This window comes from Clostridium sp. FP2 (assembly GCF_011065955.2).
Lineage (GTDB): Bacteria > Bacillota > Clostridia > Clostridiales > Clostridiaceae > Clostridium_AD > Clostridium_AD tagluense.
In genome coordinates this window covers 985443-1008830 of sequence record NZ_JAAMNI020000001.1, presented here as the reverse complement: position 1 = coordinate 1008830, position 23388 = coordinate 985443, and the positions used below count along the sequence as shown (strand labels likewise).

At 30.5% G+C, this 23388-nt stretch carries 24 protein-coding genes; 6 read left to right on the top strand and 18 right to left on the bottom strand.

What is annotated here, in order from left to right:
• Positions 1-785: 785 nt before the first annotated feature.
• On the top strand, positions 786-2066 hold the full coding sequence (locus G9F71_RS04755; RefSeq protein WP_164951899.1) for a GH25 family lysozyme: 1281 nt from the start codon (positions 786-788) through the stop codon (positions 2064-2066).
• 164 nt (positions 2067-2230) lie between these two features.
• On the opposite strand, the gene G9F71_RS04750 is transcribed toward G9F71_RS04755, so the two are convergent.
• From G9F71_RS04750 to G9F71_RS04740, 3 genes are all read right to left on the bottom strand, one after another.
• Positions 2231-2581, bottom strand: coding sequence for a glutathione peroxidase (locus tag G9F71_RS04750; protein WP_164951909.1), 351 nt, complete (start codon positions 2579-2581; stop codon positions 2231-2233).
• A 207-nt stretch (positions 2582-2788) separates the two neighbouring features.
• Positions 2789-3976 (bottom strand): MFS transporter, encoded by a 1188-nt coding sequence (locus G9F71_RS04745; RefSeq protein WP_164951898.1) that lies wholly within the window; start codon positions 3974-3976, stop codon positions 2789-2791.
• 166 nt (positions 3977-4142) lie between these two features.
• The gene (locus G9F71_RS04740; protein WP_164951897.1) at positions 4143-4769 is read right to left on the bottom strand and encodes an FMN-dependent NADH-azoreductase; all 627 of its coding nucleotides are present in this window, start codon (positions 4767-4769) and stop codon (positions 4143-4145) included.
• Between the two features lie 261 nt (positions 4770-5030).
• Here G9F71_RS04740 and G9F71_RS04735 point away from each other — a divergent pair, with 261 nt between their 5' ends.
• Complete coding sequence (locus G9F71_RS04735) at positions 5031-5504, top strand: MarR family winged helix-turn-helix transcriptional regulator (RefSeq protein WP_164951896.1); 474 nt, start codon at positions 5031-5033, stop codon at positions 5502-5504.
• Positions 5498-5707: a hypothetical protein gene (locus G9F71_RS04730; RefSeq protein ID WP_164951895.1), complete on the top strand. Its 210-nt coding sequence runs from the start codon at positions 5498-5500 to the stop codon at positions 5705-5707. The genes G9F71_RS04735 and G9F71_RS04730 overlap by 7 nt, the downstream gene beginning before the upstream one ends.
• A gap of 111 nt (positions 5708-5818) precedes the next feature.
• Here the strand turns inward: G9F71_RS04730 and G9F71_RS04725 are convergent, their stop codons facing one another.
• Entirely contained in the window at positions 5819-6697 is an 879-nt protein-coding gene (locus tag G9F71_RS04725; RefSeq protein WP_164951894.1) for an SPL family radical SAM protein, read from the bottom strand.
• Positions 6698-7078: 381 nt separating this feature from the next.
• Between G9F71_RS04725 and G9F71_RS04720 the strand changes: the two genes are divergently transcribed.
• A complete protein-coding gene (locus tag G9F71_RS04720) occupies positions 7079-8401 on the top strand; it encodes a replication-associated recombination protein A (RefSeq protein ID WP_164951893.1) in 1323 nt (440 codons plus the stop codon).
• A 68-nt stretch (positions 8402-8469) separates the two neighbouring features.
• Here the strand turns inward: G9F71_RS04720 and G9F71_RS04715 are convergent, their stop codons facing one another.
• From G9F71_RS04715 to G9F71_RS04660, 12 genes are all read right to left on the bottom strand, one after another.
• Complete coding sequence (locus G9F71_RS04715; RefSeq protein WP_164951892.1) at positions 8470-8652, bottom strand: hypothetical protein; 183 nt, start codon at positions 8650-8652, stop codon at positions 8470-8472.
• 64 nt (positions 8653-8716) lie between these two features.
• The gene (locus G9F71_RS04710; protein ID WP_164947430.1) at positions 8717-9235 is read right to left on the bottom strand and encodes a hypothetical protein; all 519 of its coding nucleotides are present in this window, start codon (positions 9233-9235) and stop codon (positions 8717-8719) included.
• A gap of 458 nt (positions 9236-9693) precedes the next feature.
• Positions 9694-10227 (bottom strand): flavodoxin domain-containing protein, encoded by a 534-nt coding sequence (locus G9F71_RS04705; RefSeq protein WP_164951891.1) that lies wholly within the window; start codon positions 10225-10227, stop codon positions 9694-9696.
• 214 nt (positions 10228-10441) lie between these two features.
• Entirely contained in the window at positions 10442-10909 is a 468-nt protein-coding gene (locus G9F71_RS04700) for a VOC family protein (RefSeq protein ID WP_164947432.1), read from the bottom strand.
• Between the two features lie 108 nt (positions 10910-11017).
• The gene (locus tag G9F71_RS04695; RefSeq protein ID WP_164947433.1) at positions 11018-11953 is read right to left on the bottom strand and encodes an aminoglycoside phosphotransferase family protein; all 936 of its coding nucleotides are present in this window, start codon (positions 11951-11953) and stop codon (positions 11018-11020) included.
• A gap of 209 nt (positions 11954-12162) precedes the next feature.
• Entirely contained in the window at positions 12163-12405 is a 243-nt protein-coding gene (locus tag G9F71_RS04690; protein ID WP_164947434.1) for a hypothetical protein, read from the bottom strand.
• Positions 12406-12557: 152 nt separating this feature from the next.
• Positions 12558-13157, bottom strand: a complete 600-nt coding sequence (locus G9F71_RS04685; protein WP_164951890.1) for a type 1 glutamine amidotransferase family protein — start codon at positions 13155-13157, stop codon at positions 12558-12560.
• Between the two features lie 214 nt (positions 13158-13371).
• Positions 13372-13533, bottom strand: coding sequence for a hypothetical protein (locus G9F71_RS04680; RefSeq protein WP_164947436.1), 162 nt, complete (start codon positions 13531-13533; stop codon positions 13372-13374).
• Between the two features lie 791 nt (positions 13534-14324).
• Entirely contained in the window at positions 14325-14879 is a 555-nt protein-coding gene (locus G9F71_RS04675) for a hypothetical protein (protein WP_164951889.1), read from the bottom strand.
• A 107-nt stretch (positions 14880-14986) separates the two neighbouring features.
• Positions 14987-15457 carry a nuclease domain-containing protein gene (locus tag G9F71_RS04670; protein ID WP_318011102.1) on the bottom strand — a complete coding sequence of 157 codons (471 nt, stop codon included), beginning with the start codon at positions 15455-15457 and terminating at the stop codon, positions 14987-14989.
• 14 nt (positions 15458-15471) lie between these two features.
• Positions 15472-16710, bottom strand: coding sequence for a DUF2357 domain-containing protein (locus G9F71_RS04665; protein WP_164951888.1), 1239 nt, complete (start codon positions 16708-16710; stop codon positions 15472-15474).
• Positions 16679-17014, bottom strand: a complete 336-nt coding sequence (locus G9F71_RS04660) for a hypothetical protein (protein ID WP_164951887.1) — start codon at positions 17012-17014, stop codon at positions 16679-16681. The genes G9F71_RS04665 and G9F71_RS04660 overlap by 32 nt, the downstream gene beginning before the upstream one ends.
• Before the next feature lie 230 nt (positions 17015-17244).
• On the opposite strand from G9F71_RS04660, the gene G9F71_RS04655 reads away from it, so the two are divergent.
• Both G9F71_RS04655 and dcm read left to right on the top strand, forming a co-directional pair.
• On the top strand, positions 17245-18567 hold the full coding sequence (locus G9F71_RS04655) for a MutH/Sau3AI family endonuclease (RefSeq protein ID WP_164951886.1): 1323 nt from the start codon (positions 17245-17247) through the stop codon (positions 18565-18567).
• Between the two features lie 118 nt (positions 18568-18685).
• Positions 18686-19924, top strand: a complete 1239-nt coding sequence (gene dcm / locus G9F71_RS04650; protein WP_164951885.1) for a DNA (cytosine-5-)-methyltransferase — start codon at positions 18686-18688, stop codon at positions 19922-19924.
• A gap of 10 nt (positions 19925-19934) precedes the next feature.
• Here the strand turns inward: dcm and G9F71_RS04645 are convergent, their stop codons facing one another.
• A complete protein-coding gene (locus G9F71_RS04645) occupies positions 19935-21356 on the bottom strand; it encodes a Sau3AI family type II restriction endonuclease (RefSeq protein WP_164951884.1) in 1422 nt (473 codons plus the stop codon).
• Positions 21357-22247: 891 nt separating this feature from the next.
• A complete protein-coding gene (locus tag G9F71_RS04640) occupies positions 22248-23156 on the bottom strand; it encodes an HNH endonuclease (RefSeq protein WP_164951883.1) in 909 nt (302 codons plus the stop codon).
• Between the last annotated feature and the right edge of the window lie 232 nt (positions 23157-23388).

Below are 23388 nucleotides of genomic sequence, written 5' to 3'. Positions count from 1 at the left end.
TTCTATTCATTATATTATACCAATAGTATTTAACTAAACACAATGAAAAGAATGTTTATAATTATTTTTTAACGTTTATATCTTTCAATAGCTTTTATTCTGCCATAAAAAGCTAAATACGAAACATCAAACATAACACTTTCAATGCTTTTATAATATTTATGGTGAGAAAATTTACCTTTGACTATCATTTGTTATTCTATTCATTCTTACTTTTCTTTATTTTATCAGAAAATTACATTTTATTCTACACTAAATAAGCCTCTAATTGAAAAGGATTTAGAAGATAAATTAATTAGGAATATAGAGGAGTTTTACTTGAAGACCTCAACCGCACTCTCGTGGCTTCAGCCATGAGTTAGGTCGACTTGCATATGTTAATAATAAAATAAAAATATAAGTTGTCTATTACATTTCCAACTTCTGTCACTTCCATCGAGGCGCTTCAAGAAATTGGAATGTAGTGAAAATTTCTTGTTGCTATCCGCTCTTTGTCCGCGGTGCTTACTGGCAGTTGGTCAAGGAAGGTGCGTGCCGATGCCATCGATCCGAATGGATAGTCAGTTGAAAACATAATCCGGTCTACACCAACCTGAAGCAATAAATTAAGGAATGTTGGGGTATAAATTCCCTTATTCTAATAAGAGCCTTCATAACTGTATATAGACATATTAATGACATGGGGGTTTATTTTTTCTTAGACTAAGAAAAAAAACAGCTGATGCACAATAAAATTATTAAATGAATATATTGATTATAGAATACATATAAGGAGGTAATTTGATTTGGATTTAAAAATGAATCATAGAGCCACACCAGGAGCTCCAACGAACCTAATAGTGCAAAGAAATACGTTAATTAGTGTAGTGCTATTTTGGGAACCTGCATACGATAATGTGCCGGTGAGTGGATATTATATTTTGAGAAATAATATTCCTATAGGATCTACCCCAAATAGAGTTTTTGTAGATGCGTTTATTAAAATTGGCGAAACTTATGAGTATAAGGTAACATCTTATACTGTTGGCAGAGTTTTCTCCGGTTACAGCAATATTGCAAGAGTAAGTATTACAACTTCTCTTGGCATAGTTTATTGGTCAAAAGCTAACCAATATTCTGGCTTTGTCAAAGGCACTGATGTTTCTTTTTATGAACCCGAATTTGATTGGAATAAAATTAAAAACGATGGAATAAAATTTGTTTACGTTAGGGCTGGAAATAGTGTATTAAATAAGGGATATAACCCCGATTATATGGCACAAAAACATACCCTAGGAATAAAATCTGCAGACCTGTTAGTAGGATTCTATTATGTTCCACACTGGTCTAATTTAGATTACGATTTAAATAAAGCCAATGTTGAGGCCGAAAAATACGCTGACCATATATTAAGTCTTATGAGTAAAGCTGGTATAAGTGGATATGGTGACTTACTTCCTGTTTTAGATATAGAACCTCCACTTGGCCAAATTGATGTCGGACTTACGGGAAAACAAATAATTGACTGGGCTAAAGTATTTTGTGACCATTTTAAGGCATATACAGGTAGAACAATAATGATATATACAAACAGGTCTTTCTTTAATGACTGGAATATTAATTCTGATATCATCACAATAAATAATCTCCCTCTTTGGAATGCTGAATACTATGAATATAGTAATTATTTGAAGTTTAGTGATGATACGCCTATGAGTTTTGGTGGGTGGAAGGGTTGGAATATTTGGCAATTTACGCAATCCGCAATCATTGGTGGGTATACAAACATGGATCAAAGCTGGTGTCCTTCACTTGATTTAATAATGCCACCGTCTAAACCAATAAACTTGAATGGATTTAATTCCTCGCAAGGTTCAGTTAATTTGAGCTGGAATAAAAACACTGAAATAGATCTAAAAGGTTATAATGTTTATAAAGATGGTGTTTGGATTTCAACAAATATTAATAATTTCATCACAGTAACTGGTTTAAAAATTGGAAAAACATATAATTTTCAGGTGCAAGCGTTAGATGTATTTAATGATGTCTCAAATTTAGTATCAATAAAAATATATATATCTAGATAAGAGCAAGAAAATCACTTCATTTATAACCAAAAATAAAACATTTTTTCATTTGCCGATAAATTAATTCAAAAGGCGATGCTGACTTTAGTTCAGCATCGACCTTTTAATTACTTATATAAATTTTTTTATTTTTTATTCAATATTTTTATTTGATGAAAAGCGCTTTAGATTTTTAATAAATTCTCAATATCAACCTTTATTTTTGGTAGAGATACTGTAGGACCATATCTCTTTATTACCTCCCCCTCAGAATCTATTAGAAACTTAGTAAAGTTCCCTTTTATTTCCTTACTTACAAGACCTTTTGCCTCACCCTTTAAATATTTAAATAATGGATGTTCTGTTTCTCCATTCACATCTATGTTTTCAAACATAGTAAAAGAGACTACATAGCATGATTGACAAAACTCTTGCATATCTGCACTACTTCCTGAAAATTGCTTTGGGAATTGAGTACACGGAAAATTTAAATAATTTTCATTAGGCGCTTCAAGAAATTGGAATGTAGTGAAGATTTCTTGCTGCTACCATAATTGAAGCTGGCTTTCTATAAAACTTTACTTGGAAGCCATGGTTTAAAAGTCATAAGATTTTTTTTATAACTAAAAAGTTATTTTAATTTCAGTTATTGCATCTAGGTATCACTTAACTACTTGACAAAAAATATTAGCAACTAATGGATAAGATAGTTCCATTAGTTGCTTTTTGTATCATTAATATCTTTAAGCAACTTTATTATCAGTGCCAATATTGGAGCGTCTCCTTAATGCAACACCTGAATATTTTAATGTCTTTTTTACAAATAAAACAAAAATTAACAGACTAATAAGACCAGATGCAGCACAAACAATAAATAACATTTTATATCCCATGAGTTGTAAAACAAATCCTAGAATAATAGATCCTAAGCCAATCCCTAAATCAAAAGCAGTAAAAAATGTAGCATTCGCTACTCCCATTTTCTCTAGTGGAGCTAATTTTAAAATTGCTACTTGAAGAGCAGGTTGTGCTGAGCCGAATCCAATTCCGTACAAAATACCTGTAATAACCAGTCCAACGATTCCTTTTGTAAATGTTAGGACTAATAATGCGACAATCAGTGTAAAAAGTGCAGGAACAATAATGGCCCCTTCTCCATATTTATCAGATATCTTACCTGCAAGCGGTCTAATCACTGTAAGTGTCGCAGCATAGACTAAGAAGAAAATACCAACATCAACTTGAATTTTTGCCGCAAACAGTGGTAAAAATGTTGTAATACCACCAAAAGTAAATGATAGGAAAAATGTAACAATAGCGATTGGTAAAACGCTTTTTTCAAAAAAAGATATTGGCTTTTTTTCAGTATGTTGAATAGCTGGTATTTTTGTATTAAATGCAAGCATGAATGCAATAAGTGCTAATGCTGTGCATAGAAGAAATAGATAATGAAATGAAAATGATTTTGCTACCCAAAGACCTAATATTGGGCCTAAAGCCATGCCTAAAGTCATTGCAAGTCCATACCATCCCATTCCTTCTCCACGACGAGATTGTGGAATAACATCAGTCACAGCCGTTCCTATGGAAGTTGAAGCAATTGCCCAGCTAACTCCATGGAGCATACGTAATGCCACTAAAAAAATAATTCCTGTTACCCAATTATAAAAATACATTGTAATTGCAAAAAATAGTAGTCCACTTATTATAAATACTCGTCGGCCATATCGATCCATTAATCCTCCAACAATAGGACGAATAATTACTGCAGAAATTGTAAACACTCCAATAATAAATCCAACTTGAGATTCACTTCCACCTAATTGTTTAATAAACATAGGTAGTGTTGGCATTAGTAAATAAAAACCACTAAATAGCAAAAATGCTGTAATTGTCAGCATTATATAGTTTTTTGTCCATAAACGTTCCATTATATTAAAACACCTCTTTCTATCAGTTTAATAAATTGAAAATGAAAAGCTCGCAGCAGTTGGGTTGTTATCACTCCAAAATAGCGCGGTAAGCGAATAAAAAGGCAGTATCAATACTCTATAAAAGTATTGGTACTGACATATAGAGTGACAAGCATTTTCTTAGTTAGAACGTACTTGCTACTTTAATAGCCTTTTCAAGTCCAGCAGAAATAATTTCTTCCGCTTTATCAGGGGATTTGCTGTGCCCTTCAATCACTACCGTCTCTATATCTTTTACCCCGAAGAAGCCCATCATGGTTGCTACATATTTAACGGCCATTTCCATTTCAGCTCCTGGTCCTTTAGAATACACACCGCCACTTGCGTTTAATAATGCAATTTTCTTATGTCCAATAAGACCTACTGGACCTTCTGGCGTATATTTAAATGTTTTGCCAGCGCGGTTTAAGTAATCAATATATGTGTGTAGTACAGCTGGGATTGTCAAATTCCATAGTGGGAACCCAAATACAACTTTATCAGCTGCAAGGAATTGATTTAAATATTTATCAGCAACAGCAACTGCTTTCGCTTCCTTTTCTGTTAAATTAAGTCCTTTGCAAGCCTTAAAAGTACCGTTAATCATATCTACTCCTACATATGGCAATTCTTCATTGTATAAATCAAGTTCTACCACTGTATTATTTGGATGTGATTCTTTATAGCTTGCTAAAAAAGCCTCAAATAATTTTACACTAACCGCCTGATCTGCAGGACGATTGTTTGCTTTTACAAATAAAACTGTTGTCATTCTCTTTACCTCCTGTTATTTCCTCTTACGTTGTTATATGAATCATTAAAAATAGGTATTGCATTGCAATTGTTATTATTAGGTATACTGACGATAAAATAGAAAAAATATTAAATATAACCTCCATAGTGTATTGATTTTTTAGAGAACCTAGTTCTTCATAACAAAAGCAATATAGTCAATTTGATTGACTATATTGTATATAGTATAATAAAAATAAAATAAAGTCAACCTAATTGACTTTTTGAGGAGGTTTCATGTATGAATCATCAAACATTTAACGAATTAGATCTTACATCACTTTTTTTATTATCTTTTAGTACAGCTATTAACGAATTACATGACAGATTGATGGAATTGGGATTTGAAGATATTAGACCCGTACATGGTTTTATGTTTAGTTGTATCACCCCTGATGGAGCAACAGGTATAGAACTAGCTGAATATTTAGGAATTACAAAGCAAGCTGTTAGTAAAATAATAGATTATCTTGAAAAAAATAACTATGTAATGCGCAAAACTCACCCTACTGATAAGAGAGGAAAAATTATTGTTCTGACCGAACGAGGTTTATCAGTAATGAGAGCAAAAAATGAGATACTAACTGAAATTGAGCAACGTTGGAGTGAGAATATAGGTGCTGAACGAATGCAAATGCTTAAAAAAGATTTAACTAAATTAGTTTATGAAACGAGTGAAGGTAAATTGCCATCGAAGCTAAGACCCGTTTGGTAAATATAGAATGCCTCAAAATATTAACTTCAGGGGTATGGGCAGTAGAAGCTTTGGATAGATATAATAAGCCTGTGAATTTTTCAGTTAGACAAGAAAATCCAAAGAATAAAAAGACTTTTAGGTGTGCTGTGGTTTATATTAGTAAACTTCGGGAGAAGAATGTTGATGTAGACTTTATGGTGGATGATAATGTGGTAGATTGAAGAACGTAATATGTTAGGCGATGACTGGATGTCATCGCCTTGCTAGACACTGTTAAATCAATGTTTAATTGAATTAATTTTAATGTTCACATGACACGTGGGTTTTATAAGCTAATCTAGTCCAGGCAGCATTAACTGCTCATGCTCATTTCTTTCCTCAAATTTATGAAGATAATTGAAGCATTCATCAATATCACACAATATACCATGGGATTTACAGGTTGTTTTAAAAATATTCATCAACCTGTCGTTAATAGGACTTGGTAACTGATATGCATAGTTATATCTTTCTATATATCGAGCCTTCATTCCTGGAAAATACTCATCCAGCATTTTATAGAAATATTCCCTGTTTCCTTCTCGTAAGGTTAATCCCATGCCAAAACAAATAATGCCATGTACCTTTGCTTCTATACAATAATCCAGAATTCCCCGGATATTTTCCTCTGTATCATTGATAAATGGTAAAATAGGACTGAGCCAAACTACCGTAGGAATCCCGTTATCACGCATTATCTTTAACACCTCAAACCGTTCTCTTGTAGTGCTGACATTGGGTTCTATGATTTTACACAGTGCTTCATCAAAAGTCGTAAGGGTCATCTGAACAACACACTTTGTCTTTTCATTAATTTTTTTAAGTAAATCCAGATCCCTTAAAATTCTTGCAGACTTGGTCTGTATGGCCAGTCCAAACCCATAAGAATGGATAAGTTCAATACATTTTCTAGTATTCCCCAGTTTTTCCTCCAGGTGAATGTATGGATCACTCATTGCCCCAGTGCCTATCATACATTTCTTCCTTTTTCTTCGGAGGCCATCCTCTAAAACCTTCGGCGCATTAAGCTTTACCTCTATATCTTCAAAGTCATGATGCATGTGATAGCATTTGCTTCTTGAATCGCAATAAATGCAGCCATGAGTGCAGCCACGATATATATTTATTCCATTTTGAGCTGATAAAATACCTTTTACCTCTGTTTCATGCATAATGTTCTCCTTGTTGTTGAAATACTTTTTGTTAAATGATGTTTCAGGTCTTTCACTTTCTATCTACGTGTTATTTAATACATATATTTTTTTTTTCATTTGCCTGCATTATTGTAAACAACTGAGTAAACTCTATTTTCATATTATACTCTAATATTGCAAATAGTCCTTTCCTTGCCATAGACTTTAATAGGCCTTCCCTCTAAATTTTTAACTGAGTAACACCCTTTTGCTCAGTCTATCTGGAGTCTTTGTAAAAAAATATGTATAGCATAGCGGAGACCATTTTTCCACTTGCTAATTAAGTTAATATAGCGTTATAATGAAAAATAACTTAGCTTATGTACTTGTATTTTATTAATAAAAAGTGAAGGTGTTAAAATGGATTATGTGCAAAATTCAATATTTGATAAGATGTTACATAAGGCTCCACTGGCTGATAGAGTCCGTCCTAGAACTCTTCAGGAATATGTGGGTCAAGAGCATATTATAGGAAATGGCAAGATTTTGAGAAATATTATACAATCTGATAATGTTTCTTCCATGATTTTATGGGGTCCCCCCGGGGTTGGAAAAACTACTCTTGCTATGATTATTGCAGAAATTACCTGTGCTAATTTCATAACCTTTAGTGCGGCTACTTCGGGAATAAAAGAAATTAAAGAAGTCATGACAAAAGCAAAAGAAAATCGACAACAAGGTATCCGAACTATTTTGTTTATTGATGAGATTCATCGCTTCAATAAGTCTCAACAAGATGCTTTTCTTCCCCATGTAGAAAAAGGTAATATAGTTCTCATTGGTGCGACCACTGAAAATCCCTCCTTCGAGGTTAACTCAGCCTTATTATCACGCTCTAGAGTATTTGTTTTGAACCCTCTAGACATTAATGACATAATCAAGGTTTTAAAAAATGCACTATTGGACAAGAGAGGGTATGCGGGGCTACCAATATTTGTTGAGAGTTCTCTCCTTGAGATTATAGCGGTTTTTTCAAACGGAGATGCTAGAACAGCGCTCAATCTGTTGGAATTGGCAATTAGTAGTACGCCTATGGAGTCAGGTAAACTAAATTTAACTAAAAAAATAATTGAAGAATGTCTAAGCAAAAAAACTCTCCTTTATGATAAAAAAGGAGACGAACACTACAATATAATCTCAGCTCTCCATAAGTCTATGAGAAACAGTGACCCAAATGCCTCTGTTTACTGGCTTGCCCGCATGTTAGAGGGTGGAGAAGATCCCTTGTATGTTGCGAGAAGATTAATTCGATTTGCTTCTGAAGATGTTGGACTTGCAGACCCTAATGCTCTTCAAATTACAGTCTCAGCCTATGAAGCTTCTCACTATATTGGAATGCCAGAATGTACAGTAAATCTTACCCAAGCTGTAGTTTACCTTGCAATGGCGCCAAAATCCAATGCTCTTTATACTGCTTATGAAAGTGCAAAAGAAGATGCCTTAAATACCATTGCCGAGGGTGTGCCTCTTCAGTTAAGAAACGCCCCTACAAAACTTATGGATTCCCTTGGCTATGGAAAGGACTACAAGTACGCCCATAGCGCAGATGAAAAACTTACTAACATGCAGTGTCTGCCTGATAATTTGAAACACCGACAATATTATAAGCCCACCCAAGAGGGTCTTGAAAAGAAAGTTTATGAAAAGTTAGAATATATAAATACTGTTAAAGCAAAGCTGTAGTTTTTTCATCAGCTTACACGGTAACTTGCATGGTCAGAGGAATAATCACTGAATACGCATCAGCTGTTCTATCTTAGATTCCATTTTGTAGTTGGAACAATAAAAGAGGCAGGAATACCTGCCTCAGAATAGAATATCTTGAATTTCACTTCTGGTATTCTCTTGTTATTTTCGTATTGGCTAATAGTTGTTTTTGTAAATGCATAACCATATTGCCCATTAAACTCATCTACTAATTGTTTTTGAGTCAAATTTTACTGATGGTAATTTTTTGTATTCTTCTTTTGAATTATTATTGCTTCGATATTTTTACTTTTATATTATCCCCTCGGCTTCACATCTTAACTTATAGAAATAGTTAACAAGTTCTGACTCGTTTTTAATTAAGTCTTTTAATTTCTCTAACGTTCTTTTTCCTGTTCGCTTATCAATTAGTGCAAAAATTTTAATAAGCATATTGTCTGAATTTAGCGATTGTTCAATTGATGCACTAAAATAAATTTCTAATGCGTTAAAGAAATCATATTGTCCAAAAATCCCTTCTTTTTTAAGTAATTCATGTGCTTCATCTGAAATTCTTCTGTTTTCATCATAGTTATCCATATTATAATTGGCATCTGAAAATCTTAATTCATTATATTTGATATTCTGCTTACCCTCCGCTATATATGTACACATACTTAATATTTCTTTTTTATCAACAGTTATATATGCTCTTCCTAACCCATCATGTGCTTTCTTGTAATTTACAACAAAAAAGTTCACTCTGTCTTTAAGTGCCTCACATATAAAACTTTCTAAATTTTTTTTAACTTTACTCCATTTTCTTTGCATATAAGCCTCCTAGATGCTCCAGCTTCATTTGATATTCATATAAATGGTCTTCCTTATATTTTAATATATTGTTTTCAATATCGTCTATAGTAATGTTTTAATTATAGTCTATATTTTTACTTGGTATAGAATTAATAATATTATCCATAACTTAACCCACATTAATAATTTATTTCGCATTTTTTACAATTATTTGAATATTTCAGAAATACGGTTTATGATTCTACTTGTGTCTCCAGCTATGAATATTAGCTCTTAAACTTTATTTTTACTTTCCTATAAATAAGTTGACATTAAATCGAGTAATATCAATATCGTTACTTTACCCCATTATCAAATCTTTTTATTTATTTTTTTTAATATATATTTTTAAGGCTTGTATACTCAAATATAATAGTGCCATATATAATAAATTTTGTTGTTATTATTTTTAGTAGTTACGACGACGTATATGAACATTACGAATTAACATAAATAACTATTTCATTTATATTCTCTCTTCGTGTAAAGTCTGCTGGGTTCTCTAATACAGCAAGCATACCTATTTCATCAGGCATTAATTCTTTTTTTTGTTTCTTTTTACTCTTTATTTTCCATTTCAATAGTGTCATAAGCACTTTATCAAAAGTTGGCAGTTTATTATAGTTAAATCCACCACGTAAATAGAAGAACTTAATATATTTTTGTTGGTCAGAAGTAAAGTTATTGCTTATAACTCCATTTATTACATTTTCGCTTGATGGAGAAGCCCCCGAAGCAAAAACAACTAACTTTTTATCTTTGAGTTTATCAATGTTTTTCGTAATGAAATTGACACCATTAATACCCACTGCATGCAAACTACCACCATAAACCACGGTATCATATTTAGTTAACATATTGATACTAACTTTTGAAACCTCAAAAATGTCCGCTGATAGTTTTTCTGCAATCCATTCTGCATAATTCCTTACAAACCCTGTTTTAGATTTATAAATTACAATAGTATTCATACTTTTTAACCCCTAACCAATTTATTGTTGAATGTGTCACAACATTCTACGATTCCGTAACAAAGCAAATGAATTTTGTAATCCCTTTTACAAGCACAGCCGACATACGTGCAAAAACCGGCCACATTATGGATATTAATTCCAGTACGTGTTTTGCTTGTTAAACAATAAATGAAAAAAGCGAATTAACTCAATTACAGATATTGCTCATTTCCTACTCTAAACAGGATTTGACATAATCAACAGGTACATCCATACGGACAGCAGTTTCTCCGATAGAAAGACCACTATTTAAAAATTGTTTAACAACCATAACCATATTTTCGCCAACCTCAATGATGTGCTTATCCAAATCATAGAAACGCACCGCTCTCTGTCCCCATGAATGTTCAATCAGTGGATGTACATAGTCAATATTTTTTATATCCTTCAACCTTTCAACAAATCCATCCATATCATCTTCTTCAAAATACAGTTCACTCGCATTGTTACAGAAAACAATTTCACTATCCTGGTTATGGATAAAATCATTCCAAGTATCAACAGTCTGTAATCCAATACCACCTGTCAAAGTCACATTTGCTCCGAAGTCGGCAATAACATCTAAGCCTAATACATCATGATAAAATTGCTTGGCTCTTTCAATATCTTTCACCACAATCAGTGTACTTGTATATTTCATCTTTCTTATCCTCCTCATAGGGATTATAAAAATAATCTTCACTTCGCTGTTTTTTACTAAGACGTCCTAAGTATATACATCCAGTCTAGTATTTCTATAGTAAGTTTTTTAATCGTATTTCTCTTTATTATCGAACCACTTAGGAATAATTGAGTTAAAATTTTTATAATCATCTAATACCATTTCAGCACGCTTTATCATCCCATCTACATCATCACTACCAAATGGAATTGCCCAAACTATTGAAAATAATATTACATCTGCAACATATAATGCTAATGTTTCAAAAAAATCTTTAGGAATTTTATTTTCAAAATATCCATTAATTTGACCAGTTGCAAATGGTATACTAAGTTCTCTACTAAATAGTATCATTTTATAAAATTCTTCAACTGTGTCACCATAATCCCAACGATTAAAGTCAATTACACCTATAGTATTATTGGGTGTAATTATAAGGTTGCCTATATGAAAATCGCCATGCTGATATCCTTGAGAGCGATTTTTTAATAAATGTAAATTATTACTGATATACTTTATAGCAAATTCATCATTTCTAACTTTAATTCCACTTTTTTCGTATCTTATTTGATGATTACTTATTTTATTAATCATCCTTTTTTCCCAATCCTCTTGACCAATAGGTGCTACTATACTGTGCATTTTTCTAAGTATCTTTCCTGCTTCAGCTCCTAATTTATACTGCTCTTTATAAGAAAAATTTAATATCACTTCATCTGCTGACTGTCCATCTATCCAAGATAGAAGAGAATATGTATATTTTCCTTCATTACATATCCCAAAATCAATTGGTTTTGACATATTTATTCCTAATTTGTATACTTCCTGCATGCTTTCAAATTCTTTTTTCTTGATATCATAAACATCAAAATCTGAAATGCGAAGTAAAAATTTTTCGTCAATATTATTCTTTATATAATATTTTTTATCTTTCGACCAACCTTTATTAATCTGCTCAATGCTAATCCATTCAGAATATGATGGTATATCTATAAAACTGTTATCACTTATTCTATTTTCCATTTGATTTTCTCCTTTGCAATCAAAATGAACCTACACAACTGCATTTGGAAGTGAACCCACATCCAATTTTCGAGTGCAGCCGACATACGTGTAAAAATCGTCCACAGTCTGAATATTAATTCCATAAAGTGCTTTACTTGTTAACCAATATTAGAATATTATTCACTAACTATATAATTTGAAGTTACAATTTTATAACTTTTATTAAATTATTTATTTTTGAAATTCATATTGTTTATAATTAGAATACATGAAAATATTATTACCAATATAACTCCAACAAAAGAAATAACTCCAAATAGTCTATAAATCATCTGTGTAAATGTATTTGCACCTGAACCGCCCCCAAACATTGAATATGTTGCCTTAAAAAAAGATGGACTCTGTAGTAATGTAAGCATAAAACCACCTAAAATACAGCAAATTAATTTTATGTTTTTTGTATTATTCATTTAACTTCTCCCCCTCTTTATATGAATGAACAATATATTACAGTTGTGATGCAACTTATGAAAGATACGACAGAACTGAATATAAAATTACGTTACATCAAATCTACAAACTTGAATTTGTCAGTTTCATACAGTAATAACTCTATTAAAATCTACATATGTGGCATAGGTGCTTCATAACAACCATATTTATAAAAATTGTACCATTCAAGAATACTTTTTTCAGGTGCAACTTCTAACGCAATCATTACTTCTTTAGCGAATTCCAAAGGCGCTGTGCCATTTGCTGTAATAATATTATTATCGCTCACTGCCGGTTGCATCATATACTTTTCTTCGCCCATATAAGAATCCCCAGCCCATTGCTTCAAATCATTTAAATCATTACTAGTATGTTTTACATTGTTTAGAATACCCATTTTACCTAAAAAAACTGAAGCATCACAAATACCACCTAAAACTTTTTTGTTATTCAGAGCGTTTTCTACTAAAGGCTTAACCTGCTGAGCTTCCTCAGTTCTCCATGACATTCCACCAATTAGAACTAAGCCTTCAAAATCAGTTGGAGCAGATTTAATATCATAATCTGGAATAACAGTAAATCCACCTAGTGATTTAATACTATCTTTCGTCAAGGAAACGGTTTTTATAGAATATACCTCTTGACCCAATGCAAGAATTAGCGAAGATACATAAGCAGCTTCCCAATCAGCATACTTATCCAAAATAACAAATAATACAGTTTTTTTCATTACATAACCTCTTTTCTAAAATTTTATTAGTTATAACAAATAATAATTAAGTATACATTTATAACATCTATATTTCTCTTTAATCTCAAAACCTGCAATCAAAGCTAAATTTAATTCATCAGTAACCGCTTCTCTTTCTTTTAAATCCATAAAAATTGCCCCTTTAGTGTTTTGCTATATTTAACAGTTGTGACGCAACTTAAGAATGTTATGACTATATAGTGTTATCTTTAAAACTTATTATCAATCCTAATCCACCTAGCATCGAAATGACAGCTCCTAATATTTGAAACTTACTAATATTTTTGTCCTTAACCAACAGTACTAGATCTGAATTAAGCGACACGCTTGTCCCAACCTGTAAGTCCTTTGACATTTCCCCCTTTTAAATTTAATAATACCTATAATCATACAAATTATTTTATAATATTTTACAATGTTGTGTGTATTGTGTTTCTAGATTATGCATATTTTACAATAAATTATAACACATCTTCTATATTTTACAAATAAAAGCAACAAGAATCGAAAATTCATTTCCAATTTTTGAAAGGTGACAAGCACCTTTCAGATATTGGCATATGGTTATTAAAAGATAGTAGAACTACAAAAATAAAAAATTAAATTCACAAAGTAAATTTATAATACATTATTTTGAATTATTGTATGTATATTATATATAATTGAATAAGACAAAGTGGTTGTGCATATGACCAAGTATTATAGATTTAATACTTTCGCTTTATGAAAAACTTTTTCTCCCATATACACATCTAATTTATAGAATAGAGAAAGGAAGGTGATTTACTATGAAAAAACTATTATGTATTGTACTTGGATTGTTATTTCTAATTATTACTGGTTGTAGTAATAGTAGGGCTACTGGTGATGATGAAGACACAGCAACTAAGGGAAGCCTATACTTATGACCGCTCTTAAAAATTGTCATAAGTAATATCTTTCTTAAACATAGCCCAAATTATAAATCTATTATTCGTAAGGCCTCCATCTTTATCACTTATACTTGATCTATTCTTTATTTCCCAAGCAATACACTTATTTTTACATCGTTCTCTCCTATTTCTTATCTTTCGATTATGTGCTAATGCATAAATTTGAGTTATTCTGAATTAAAACAAGCCTGTCCGAGAAAATTAAGTGCTGCATTTACACCCACTCACCATCAAATTCCCCAAACCCAACTATCCTCCCATCAACTCTAACTTTTCTATTTTCAAACATTTCAATATCTTTGCCATCAATAACATAGCAATCCCTCTTCCTCAGAAGTTTCAGTCCCCTTTCTTTTGATATTTTCTTCAAAATTTTATAAAGTTCAATCTCGTCCCTATTTTTAAGTTTAAGCTCATGGATATTCCCTGCATTTTTAAGCAAATAAAGTGTGGTGTATGTAATGAGCTGCATTCCATATTCCACAGGTTTAATATTATTAATTTCAGTTAATTCTTCTAATTCAAACCTTAAATATTGTTCTTCCTCATTACCCCTTTTAACTGGAATTTCTGTGCACATGCAACGTTTATATCTTTTAATTTCTTTTATTTTGCCGTAGAAATTCATGCCGCTACCTTCACTAAATGACTTTTTAGATTCATAAAAAGCTAAATACGCAACTCCCAGCCTAACATTAGACAATCTACTTGCAGGTATATGGTAAAACTTGTTTTTAACATAAGCCTTTAAATGCTCTTCATCCTTCACATTAACCACCATCACATTTTCAAGCTTAAACTTTCCATAATCATCAAATTCATCAACTGCAACTCTTTCCTGCTTTGCTTCAATGGTTGATAAACATAATATTTTCTCTAAATGCTTTTAATTAAATTTGTGCTACCTGGTAGCATAGGAAATGCTCCTATATTAACACTTTCAATGCTTTTATAATATTTATGTTGAGAAAATTTACTCTCATCACTATACGGAAACATAACATAAGCACCAAAGGTTTTATATTTAAATTGCATAGTTTCACCCATTTCTTCAACAATTGCATCTCTATATCTATGCATTACATTAATGTCATCCTCCATAGGTCCTATATCACCGTTGCTCTCTACACACAGCCTATATTTAGCATCAAATATATAAATTCTTTCATCATTGTCTGAACTTTTAAGACACAAAACCGTATCTGGTCTTTGGCTTGCAGTTGGCAGCTTTGAATAACTTTTGTTGTACCATAGTTCTATTTTCTTTCCCTCATTATTAGAATAAGTCATACCCGCTTCTTTATCTTGAATTAGAAAAAGAGATAATCCATTATCTCTTTCTCCAATAATTCCATAGTTTTCTACTTCATACCCATATTCTTTAAAATATTATGCAGTTTCATATAACACCATATTTCATAAAGCTTCCAAAGCTTTTTAGGCGTTATATTATAAATATCCTCACTTAGAGTAAGCCCTTTTTTCAAAAGCATATAATTATAATAAACTTGTTTATATCCAGGAGCCATCTGAAATACTAAGCTCATACTCTTTCTTCCAGTTAACTCACCTATATTTTTGAAAAATGAATTTAAATGAAACTCCAGCTTCTTTTTCAAATTACATATTAAAGTATAATATTCATTATCTACTACATAATTAATTTGCACAGTATTTCTAATTATAGAGAGCCTTTTTATTATAGATTTTAAAATATATTTTACATACCTATTCTCAAATATGTCTATGGTGGTGATCTTCTTATTTTCTACTAACTGCGTAGGTATATACTTATCTTGACTAATATTTATAAAACCCCTACTACTTTTTACTAATACATGAGGATGCTTCCTTAAATAATTCAATGAATTTCTAGATGGTTTCTTAGCCTTTTCAAATTTATTAACCATATCGCTGTTTAACATAATATGCTTTGGATTTCTCTCAATACGAATTAAAGCCCTCTCCAAGTTTTCAAATATAATCTTTAAGATATTAACAAACTCTGCTGCCGTTTGATGTTTAACATCAGAAAGGCCCGAACTATGATAGGCTTTACCTAAGAATTCAAAAGCTAAAGAAGCAATTTCCTCATTTACATCATTCATGATTTCAAAATAATCCTTTCTATAATCCACTTTTGTTGGAAAAACTTCAATGGTCAGCGCTAAGACTATTCTGCCCTGCTTTTTAATTTTAAAAGTAGTATACCCAATCTCTCCACTAAAGGAGAAAGCCCCTATAAGATTTTTCCCAATAGAGGTTATTTTTTTTCTTATGTCACTGCTAATGTGGTATATCTCAATACTACTTTCAGTATTTTTCTCCAGCCAAATTTGGTAAATTCCATCCTCAAAAAAACAAGGAAACATATTATACCCATCCTTTACTTCAAGCTCTCCATTTGTGCATAGTGTTCTTGTTTCTACGTCTAAATACTCATCACTTATGACCTTTATAAAAGCTGGAATATTTAAATTAGCCTTAATTGCCTCAGCTTTTTTATTACTTATACTACCCATAAAATTTAGTGTAAAATCATCTGTTCTAATAGAAATTATATTTACATTATCCCCAGAAAGAAGAGAAACCATCTTCATAACCTCTTAACATCTTTATAATTTTATCTGCACTTTCAATATATAGTGCATTCTCTTTAAACTTTTCAGCAGCTTCTAAATATTCCGTACCATCAGCTATTTCACCACTTGGACTACAATAATTAAAAAGCTGAATAAGTATTTCTTTTACTATGTATTCGCTACCTGTAATTATGGGTAGAACCTTCTGCATAATTTGATAATCAAAGGCGTTGTCCTCTGAAAGTAACCCAGCAATTTTATTTTCAAGCATATAGAACACTATCTCATCACGAACTCTATACCCAAAATGCTTATTTCCCATCTTTAAAAAATTATTCTTTAAAACTTTACACTGAATATCTTCATCTGAAAAATCATATTTTAACCTGCCTAATTTTCTAAATTAACCTTTATAAATTCAATAGTATTTATTTCCCTCATACCCTTCTTTATCGAAATTATTACACCTAAATATGAAATTTATACCAATTAATATGCTATTATTATAACATATACTTTTACTAAGTAATAAGTCCAAGGAGTGATCTTATAATGGAATTTAAAACTGAAAAAAATTTATTAGAGTATACTAAAAATATCATTGGAAAAACATTCAAAGAACTTGATACACTCAACCTTTTATCTAAAGGAATTAAGGATAAGGGTGTTTTAGGTAAGATTGTTGAAACTGGTTTTTATAAGTATCCTCTTAATAATAATGCAAAAGCAGATTTTCCTGATTTGGGAATTGAATTAAAGGTTACTGGATTTGTACGTAATAAAAATAAAACTCTCTCAGCTAAAGAACGACTATCATTAAGTAAAATTGACTATTTTGAAATAATTAATGAAAAATTTGAGTTTAGTAAGTTAATTTCAAAAAATAGAAAACTATTAGTAATCTGGTATGAATATAAAAAAGAAAATTCCACTAACTATGGCGATTTTCTAATTCATAATTTCCAGCTATATAATATGAATATAGATGAAGATATTTTTAGAAATGATTTTAACATTATAAGAAATAAAGTAATTTTAGGCCAAGCCCATAAATTATCAGAAGGTGATACTTCTTATTTAGGTGCAGCTACAAAGGGACAAGGGGCTAACCTTGTTAAACAACCTAATTCAATAATGGATGCTAAATCCCGAGGATTTTCTTTGAAAAACTCATACATGACTGGTATTTTAAGAAGTTTAAATTCCGAACAATTAAACACTACTAAATTCAAAACAGTAACGGAGTATATAAATACAATTTTATTGCCATACTTTAGTATGACACAAATCGATATATGGGAAAAGTTAACTGGGGAAAGACGTTCTTTGCCAGTACCTAATCAATTTAATAAAATGATTTCAAATAAATTATTGGGTAAAGATTCTGATTTACCAAGTAAAGATGATTTATTTAATAAGACTAACTATATAATAAAAAATGCAAGTTTTGATAAGAATGGATACCCTTTAGAGCGACTATCATTTAGAAATTTAACACTATCTGAGTTTGATTTAGAATGGGAGTATTCTGAGTGGAAAACCTTCTTTGAAGAAGTTACAATAGTTGTAATATGCTATGAAGGTACTAATGGCGAAAAACAAGGCTTTAGAAAACTTGATTCTATTGAAAAAATCACATTTAACGCAAATGACATAGATTTATTTGAAGAGTCTTATAATCGCATTAGAGAATCAATTCAGAAAAGGAATTCACTTTTGTTACCACGTCCAAATTCTTTTGAAAATCAGGTTTTAGAAATAGCTCCTAAAGGCGGCAAAGGTGCTAATGCTTATAATACTTTTTTTGATAATGATACTACAAAAACTTGTTTTATGCTTTCCAAAGATTTTCTATTTTCAAAGCTACATAAATAATTTCTAAGCATATAACTAATGAAAATCTATAGGTTTTTATTTTTTATTTTACAATTTGATCTTCACATAATGTTATAAGTGTAGTATAATTTATAAGTCTAACAAAGGAGGTCATAATGTGAATAAAACTATATGTGAATTATTTGCTGGTGTAGGTGGCTTCAGAGTGGGTTTTGAAAAATCCTGCGAAGACTGGATTACTGTGTGGGCAAATCAATGGGAACCAAATAAAAAAACTCAACATGCCTTTGAATGTTATAAAACTCATTTTGAAGAACATGGTGGAATTAACGAGTATAGTAATACCGATATTTCTAAGGTACCAACAGACATGATTCCAGAACATTCTGTACTGGTTGGCGGCTTTCCCTGTCAGGATTACTCAGTCGCTTCTACTGGTGCTTTAGGTATACATGGTAAAAAAGGTATCCTATGGTGGGAAATTGAAAGAATACTAAAAGAGAAAACACCTCCATTTGTTTTACTTGAAAATGTTGATAGACTTTTAAAATCACCAACTTCTCAACGTGGTCGTGATTTTGGTATAATACTCGCTTGTTTGAATAATTTAGGATATTATGTTGAATGGAGAGTAATAAATGCTGCTGAATACGGATTCCAACAGCGTAGAAGACGCACATTCATATTTGCAGCTCATAAAAGCACTAATTATTATATTACAGGAGAAAAAGATGTTAAATCTATATTGCAGTCTGAGGGCTTCTTTAGCTCAACATTTAATGTTAGTGATTTTACCGAAGAAGAAATTTCTCATAAAGAGATGAATTGTTTATATCCTTCAGATATATTAGATATTTTAAATATATCTAATAATTTTGAGTTTGAGTTTAGAAACTCAGGTGTTTGCTTTGATGGTAGAATATCTACAGTTAAAACTACACCAAATAATTTAATAAAAAATCCACCATTAACATTATTTAATTTACTTGAAAAATCAGTTGATGAAAGATACTACCTTTCCGAAGAAGATTTCGAAAAATGGCACTTCATGAAGGGTGGGAAAGCAATAGAACGAACTTCTAAAACGGGACATAAATATACTTTTAGAGAGGGCGCTTTATCATTCCCTGATTCTATTGATAAACCTGCAAGAACTATGCTTACTAGCGAAGCAAGCAAAAATCGTAGTACCCATGTTGTAGCAGATTTAACTACTAAGAAATTACGTCTGTTAACGCCTATTGAATGCGAAAAAATCAATGGATTCCCTGCTGATTGGACCAATACAGGCATGCCTCATTCATTTAGATATTTCTGTATGGGTAACGCTTTAGTTGTGGATATAGTTACATTGCTGGCTAAAACTCTACATAATATTATAGAAAAAGAAGACTAGATTTTAATTTCTAGCCTTCTTTTTCTATTTGCTCTTTTATATAACTTGCATTTAGCCAAAAGCATTTTTTTCTTTCATAACTCCCTTGAGGCGTTAACATAACATCATTACTATCTTTTCCTTTAGGTCTTATATGTGCAATTTTCTTGTCACTTATTTTAATAAAACTGTTATACTCTCCACCTAATATTTTATCCACAGTATTTTCCCATACATAGTGCATACTACCTTCCAAATCTACTATTGGCATATTCCAAAACATAATATTATCTACTAACATTTCATCTAAACTTAATTCTGATTGTTTCTCAAAGTTTTTTGTGGCTTTAAATATAATCCATAGATGCTTTTTATTCTCGAATTTATCCCTAATAGATGATTCTTCCCATATTTCTTTAGTAATATCACAATAATCTATTTGTTCAAATGACATAGACTCCTTAGGCATTCCACTAGGTTTAAGAAGTATTGTTTTAACTTCAATATTAGCCTTTTTAAATTCTTCTAAGTTATCTAATTTATCACCAAAAGTTTTTTTACAAATGTCATCTACAATTAGTCTATTAAAATTTTTAGCTTTTCTCTCTCTTATAATATCATATTTGCTGATAATTTTTGCTAGCGAAGATCCTTGTAAATCTTTAAATAAATTAAGTATAACTTCATCAAAAGATATATCTTTAAATGTAGCACTGATAGCTTTTGCATTTTCTTTTGTAAAATATACTTCTCTTTGTAAAAGCTCTTCTATTATAGAATCAACATATGATCTTTTTAATGAAAATGCTCTTTGTGGCGCTAATATTTCTGAAAATGGCTGAGATCTTTTACTTTTTGCTGCTGTACTTCCCTTAGTGCATGCACCTAAGTACATTGTATCTCCCTCAGAAATTTCATGAGCCTTTCCAGCATTAATTTTATTAATAATTATTTCCCAATCTTTTTTAATTACTAGAAAATCTTCTTCTGAAGGACTCCAAATATTAATTATCTTAAATATTAATTCTTCAATAGGTTTATCCTTTTCATTAATGTAAAACATCAGTAATAGTTGTCCACATTTATCAAATAAAGAATTACTACTCCATTGTTCTTTATGAATTTCCATAAAATTTATTATTGATAAAACAACTCTCTCCTTAGCTGAAATACCTTGTTTTTCTCTTAAGGAATCAGAATTTTCTTTAGGTTTTATTTCCTTTAATGGCGCAACTTTAAGTTCTATTCCAGCTTCTTTAAAATCAGCTTCCTTTCTGGAATTAACTTTATATCCAAAATACTCTTCTTCTACAACTTGTCCTAATCTACCTTTTGAATCTTTATTATTGAATCTATGAATAAAATCAAGGCCTAGGACAGTAGATAGGTTTTTATCTAATAATAGTCTTGCATAGTCCTCGATTGATTCTTTATTACTTGGATTGTAAACCATTATAACACCTCTAACTTATGCTTTTGTAATATATAAATACATGTCTTTTAAAAATAACTTAATAGCATCTACTACTTTAATATTGCCTTACTTTAAACAAATTTAAATATTCTATGATTTGAGTTTAACAAATTATTCTAATTAATTCTACTAATGTCTAATTTATTTATAATATTTTAAATTTTTATTAATAACTATACAAAGCCCTCCATAGCAAGTAACACCACTATGGAATTAAATGACTATGCTTTCTATTTCACTCTATTTGTTTTCATTTTCTAACTAATTATAACATTTTATTCCAATATTTTCAATAAAAAATAAATTTTAAGCATAATAAAAAGCACTCAACCAAAAATTGAATGCCCTTTATTATTCTTAAAATACACTGCTTATTATTTACTATGCCTCTAGCGAAATAACTCACCAAATATCAACTCCATATCCTCCTCGGAAGTTGTAACCCGTTCCAATTCATTATTAACAAACAGAACTTGTCCACTACGTTACTAATTTGTGTAACGGAGTCTGACCCCATAGAAGAAACTTGGAACAGCTTCTTCTTGATAATATATCCGATTTTTGTGGCAATTTAATAATATTTGATTTCCAACCATACTTCCTTGTTGTACTTTATCATATAACACGATAAATTTTACTCTTAATTTATCGTGATTACAAAGCTTCTTTTAAGGCTGTGTTTTAATACTATGTTGATATTACACTATAATTCTAATAGATTAAACTATATTATTTTTTATTATTGGACTAGCTTTAAACCATTAATAAATAAGGTTTCTAAAATCAACATTTAAAACAGATTCAATTATTTTTATAACCATAAACCTAGTAATGTTATAAAAAAGGACTGAATTACCAGTCCATTAAGACTTAACTATTTACTTTTGCACCCTTTGTACGGTTGCATTTCCAACAAAGTACTTGCAAATTTTCTTCTGTAGACATACCACCTTTTGAAATTGGCATTATATGGTCAATCTCTAGCAATAGATTTCTTTCATCATTTGTAGATAACTCACATTTTTGACAAGTATAATTATCCCTTTGTTTTATCTTTTCTCTTAACTTTGAAGTCATTAATGCTCTTTGTCCTGCTGCACTTTTTTTAAATTTAACAATCCCTGAAAAATATTCTACAAAATTATTTAGATTATTTATATCTAATTTAATATCACAATGAGTGGATTTATTTCCACCAGGACTTACATATCTGAATGTGTAAACTGGAAAATATAATGTACTAAAATCAATTACTTTAAAGCCTAACTTTAGCATAAACTTTTTCATGTTAAATGTTCTAATAAGAAATGGTACATCATTTTTAATAGATTCTTTAATCTTTTCAAGTTCATTACTAAGTAATTGTTTTCCCTCTTCGGCAGCAGAAAAATTATTTAAAACATTTTCAAAACTTTCCAGTGATTCTTCATCTGATTTTATATTAAAATACTTGCATAAATATTTAAAAGGTTGCATTTCAGCATTTTTACATACAGATGCAGAACATTCATAAATATATTCTGATTTTTTTGCTTTTAATTGTTCTTTTCTTTTAAAATTATATCTACTTGCATCATTTAATTGCGCAGTCCCATAGTCAATTTTTCTAACCTCTGAATAAGTTTCTTTGAGTTCCTCAATATGCTCATTTAACTCATTGCAACTTACGATATAATTATTCAAACCTTTTTTTAATTTTTCAAAATTTTCCCCCTTATAATACACATATTCATAGATTTTCCATGCTATAAATAAAGTTAAAATTATACCAAACATCATTTTTTACCCCATGCCTTTATTTTATTACATACTCCGCTATTATATCACCATTTTCATAAAAAATAAATTTACAAATTAAAGTATTATTTTTAATTTTGGACAAACTTTAGCTCCTTAATAAATAAGGTTTCCAAAATCAATATTTATTTAAAATAGAGCCTTTTTAAAAATTATACAACTAATTACCTTTAACTTATGATACGGCATCTCTCCTAACAAAACTAGTCTTAAT

Coding starts and splice junctions, on each gene's coding strand:
- G9F71_RS04745 (WP_164951898.1), bottom strand. CDS start 3,976: ATGGAACGTTTATGGACAAAAAACTATATAATGCTGACAATTACAGCA.
- G9F71_RS04740 (WP_164951897.1), bottom strand. CDS start 4,769: ATGACAACAGTTTTATTTGTAAAAGCAAACAATCGTCCTGCAGATCAG.
- G9F71_RS04735 (WP_164951896.1), top strand. CDS start 5,031: ATGAATCATCAAACATTTAACGAATTAGATCTTACATCACTTTTTTTA.
- G9F71_RS04725 (WP_164951894.1), bottom strand. CDS start 6,697: ATGCATGAAACAGAGGTAAAAGGTATTTTATCAGCTCAAAATGGAATA.
- G9F71_RS04720 (WP_164951893.1), top strand. CDS start 7,079: ATGGATTATGTGCAAAATTCAATATTTGATAAGATGTTACATAAGGCT.
- G9F71_RS04710 (WP_164947430.1), bottom strand. CDS start 9,235: ATGCAAAGAAAATGGAGTAAAGTTAAAAAAAATTTAGAAAGTTTTATA.
- G9F71_RS04705 (WP_164951891.1), bottom strand. CDS start 10,227: ATGAATACTATTGTAATTTATAAATCTAAAACAGGGTTTGTAAGGAAT.
- G9F71_RS04700 (WP_164947432.1), bottom strand. CDS start 10,909: ATGAAATATACAAGTACACTGATTGTGGTGAAAGATATTGAAAGAGCC.
- G9F71_RS04695 (WP_164947433.1), bottom strand. CDS start 11,953: ATGGAAAATAGAATAAGTGATAACAGTTTTATAGATATACCATCATAT.
- G9F71_RS04690 (WP_164947434.1), bottom strand. CDS start 12,405: ATGAATAATACAAAAAACATAAAATTAATTTGCTGTATTTTAGGTGGT.
- G9F71_RS04685 (WP_164951890.1), bottom strand. CDS start 13,157: ATGAAAAAAACTGTATTATTTGTTATTTTGGATAAGTATGCTGATTGG.
- G9F71_RS04680 (WP_164947436.1), bottom strand. CDS start 13,533: ATGTCAAAGGACTTACAGGTTGGGACAAGCGTGTCGCTTAATTCAGAT.
- G9F71_RS04665 (WP_164951888.1), bottom strand. CDS start 16,710: ATGAAGATGGTTTCTCTTCTTTCTGGGGATAATGTAAATATAATTTCT.
- G9F71_RS04660 (WP_164951887.1), bottom strand. CDS start 17,014: ATGGGAAATAAGCATTTTGGGTATAGAGTTCGTGATGAGATAGTGTTC.
- G9F71_RS04655 (WP_164951886.1), top strand. CDS start 17,245: ATGGAATTTAAAACTGAAAAAAATTTATTAGAGTATACTAAAAATATC.
- G9F71_RS04645 (WP_164951884.1), bottom strand. CDS start 21,356: ATGGTTTACAATCCAAGTAATAAAGAATCAATCGAGGACTATGCAAGA.
- G9F71_RS04640 (WP_164951883.1), bottom strand. CDS start 23,156: ATGATGTTTGGTATAATTTTAACTTTATTTATAGCATGGAAAATCTAT.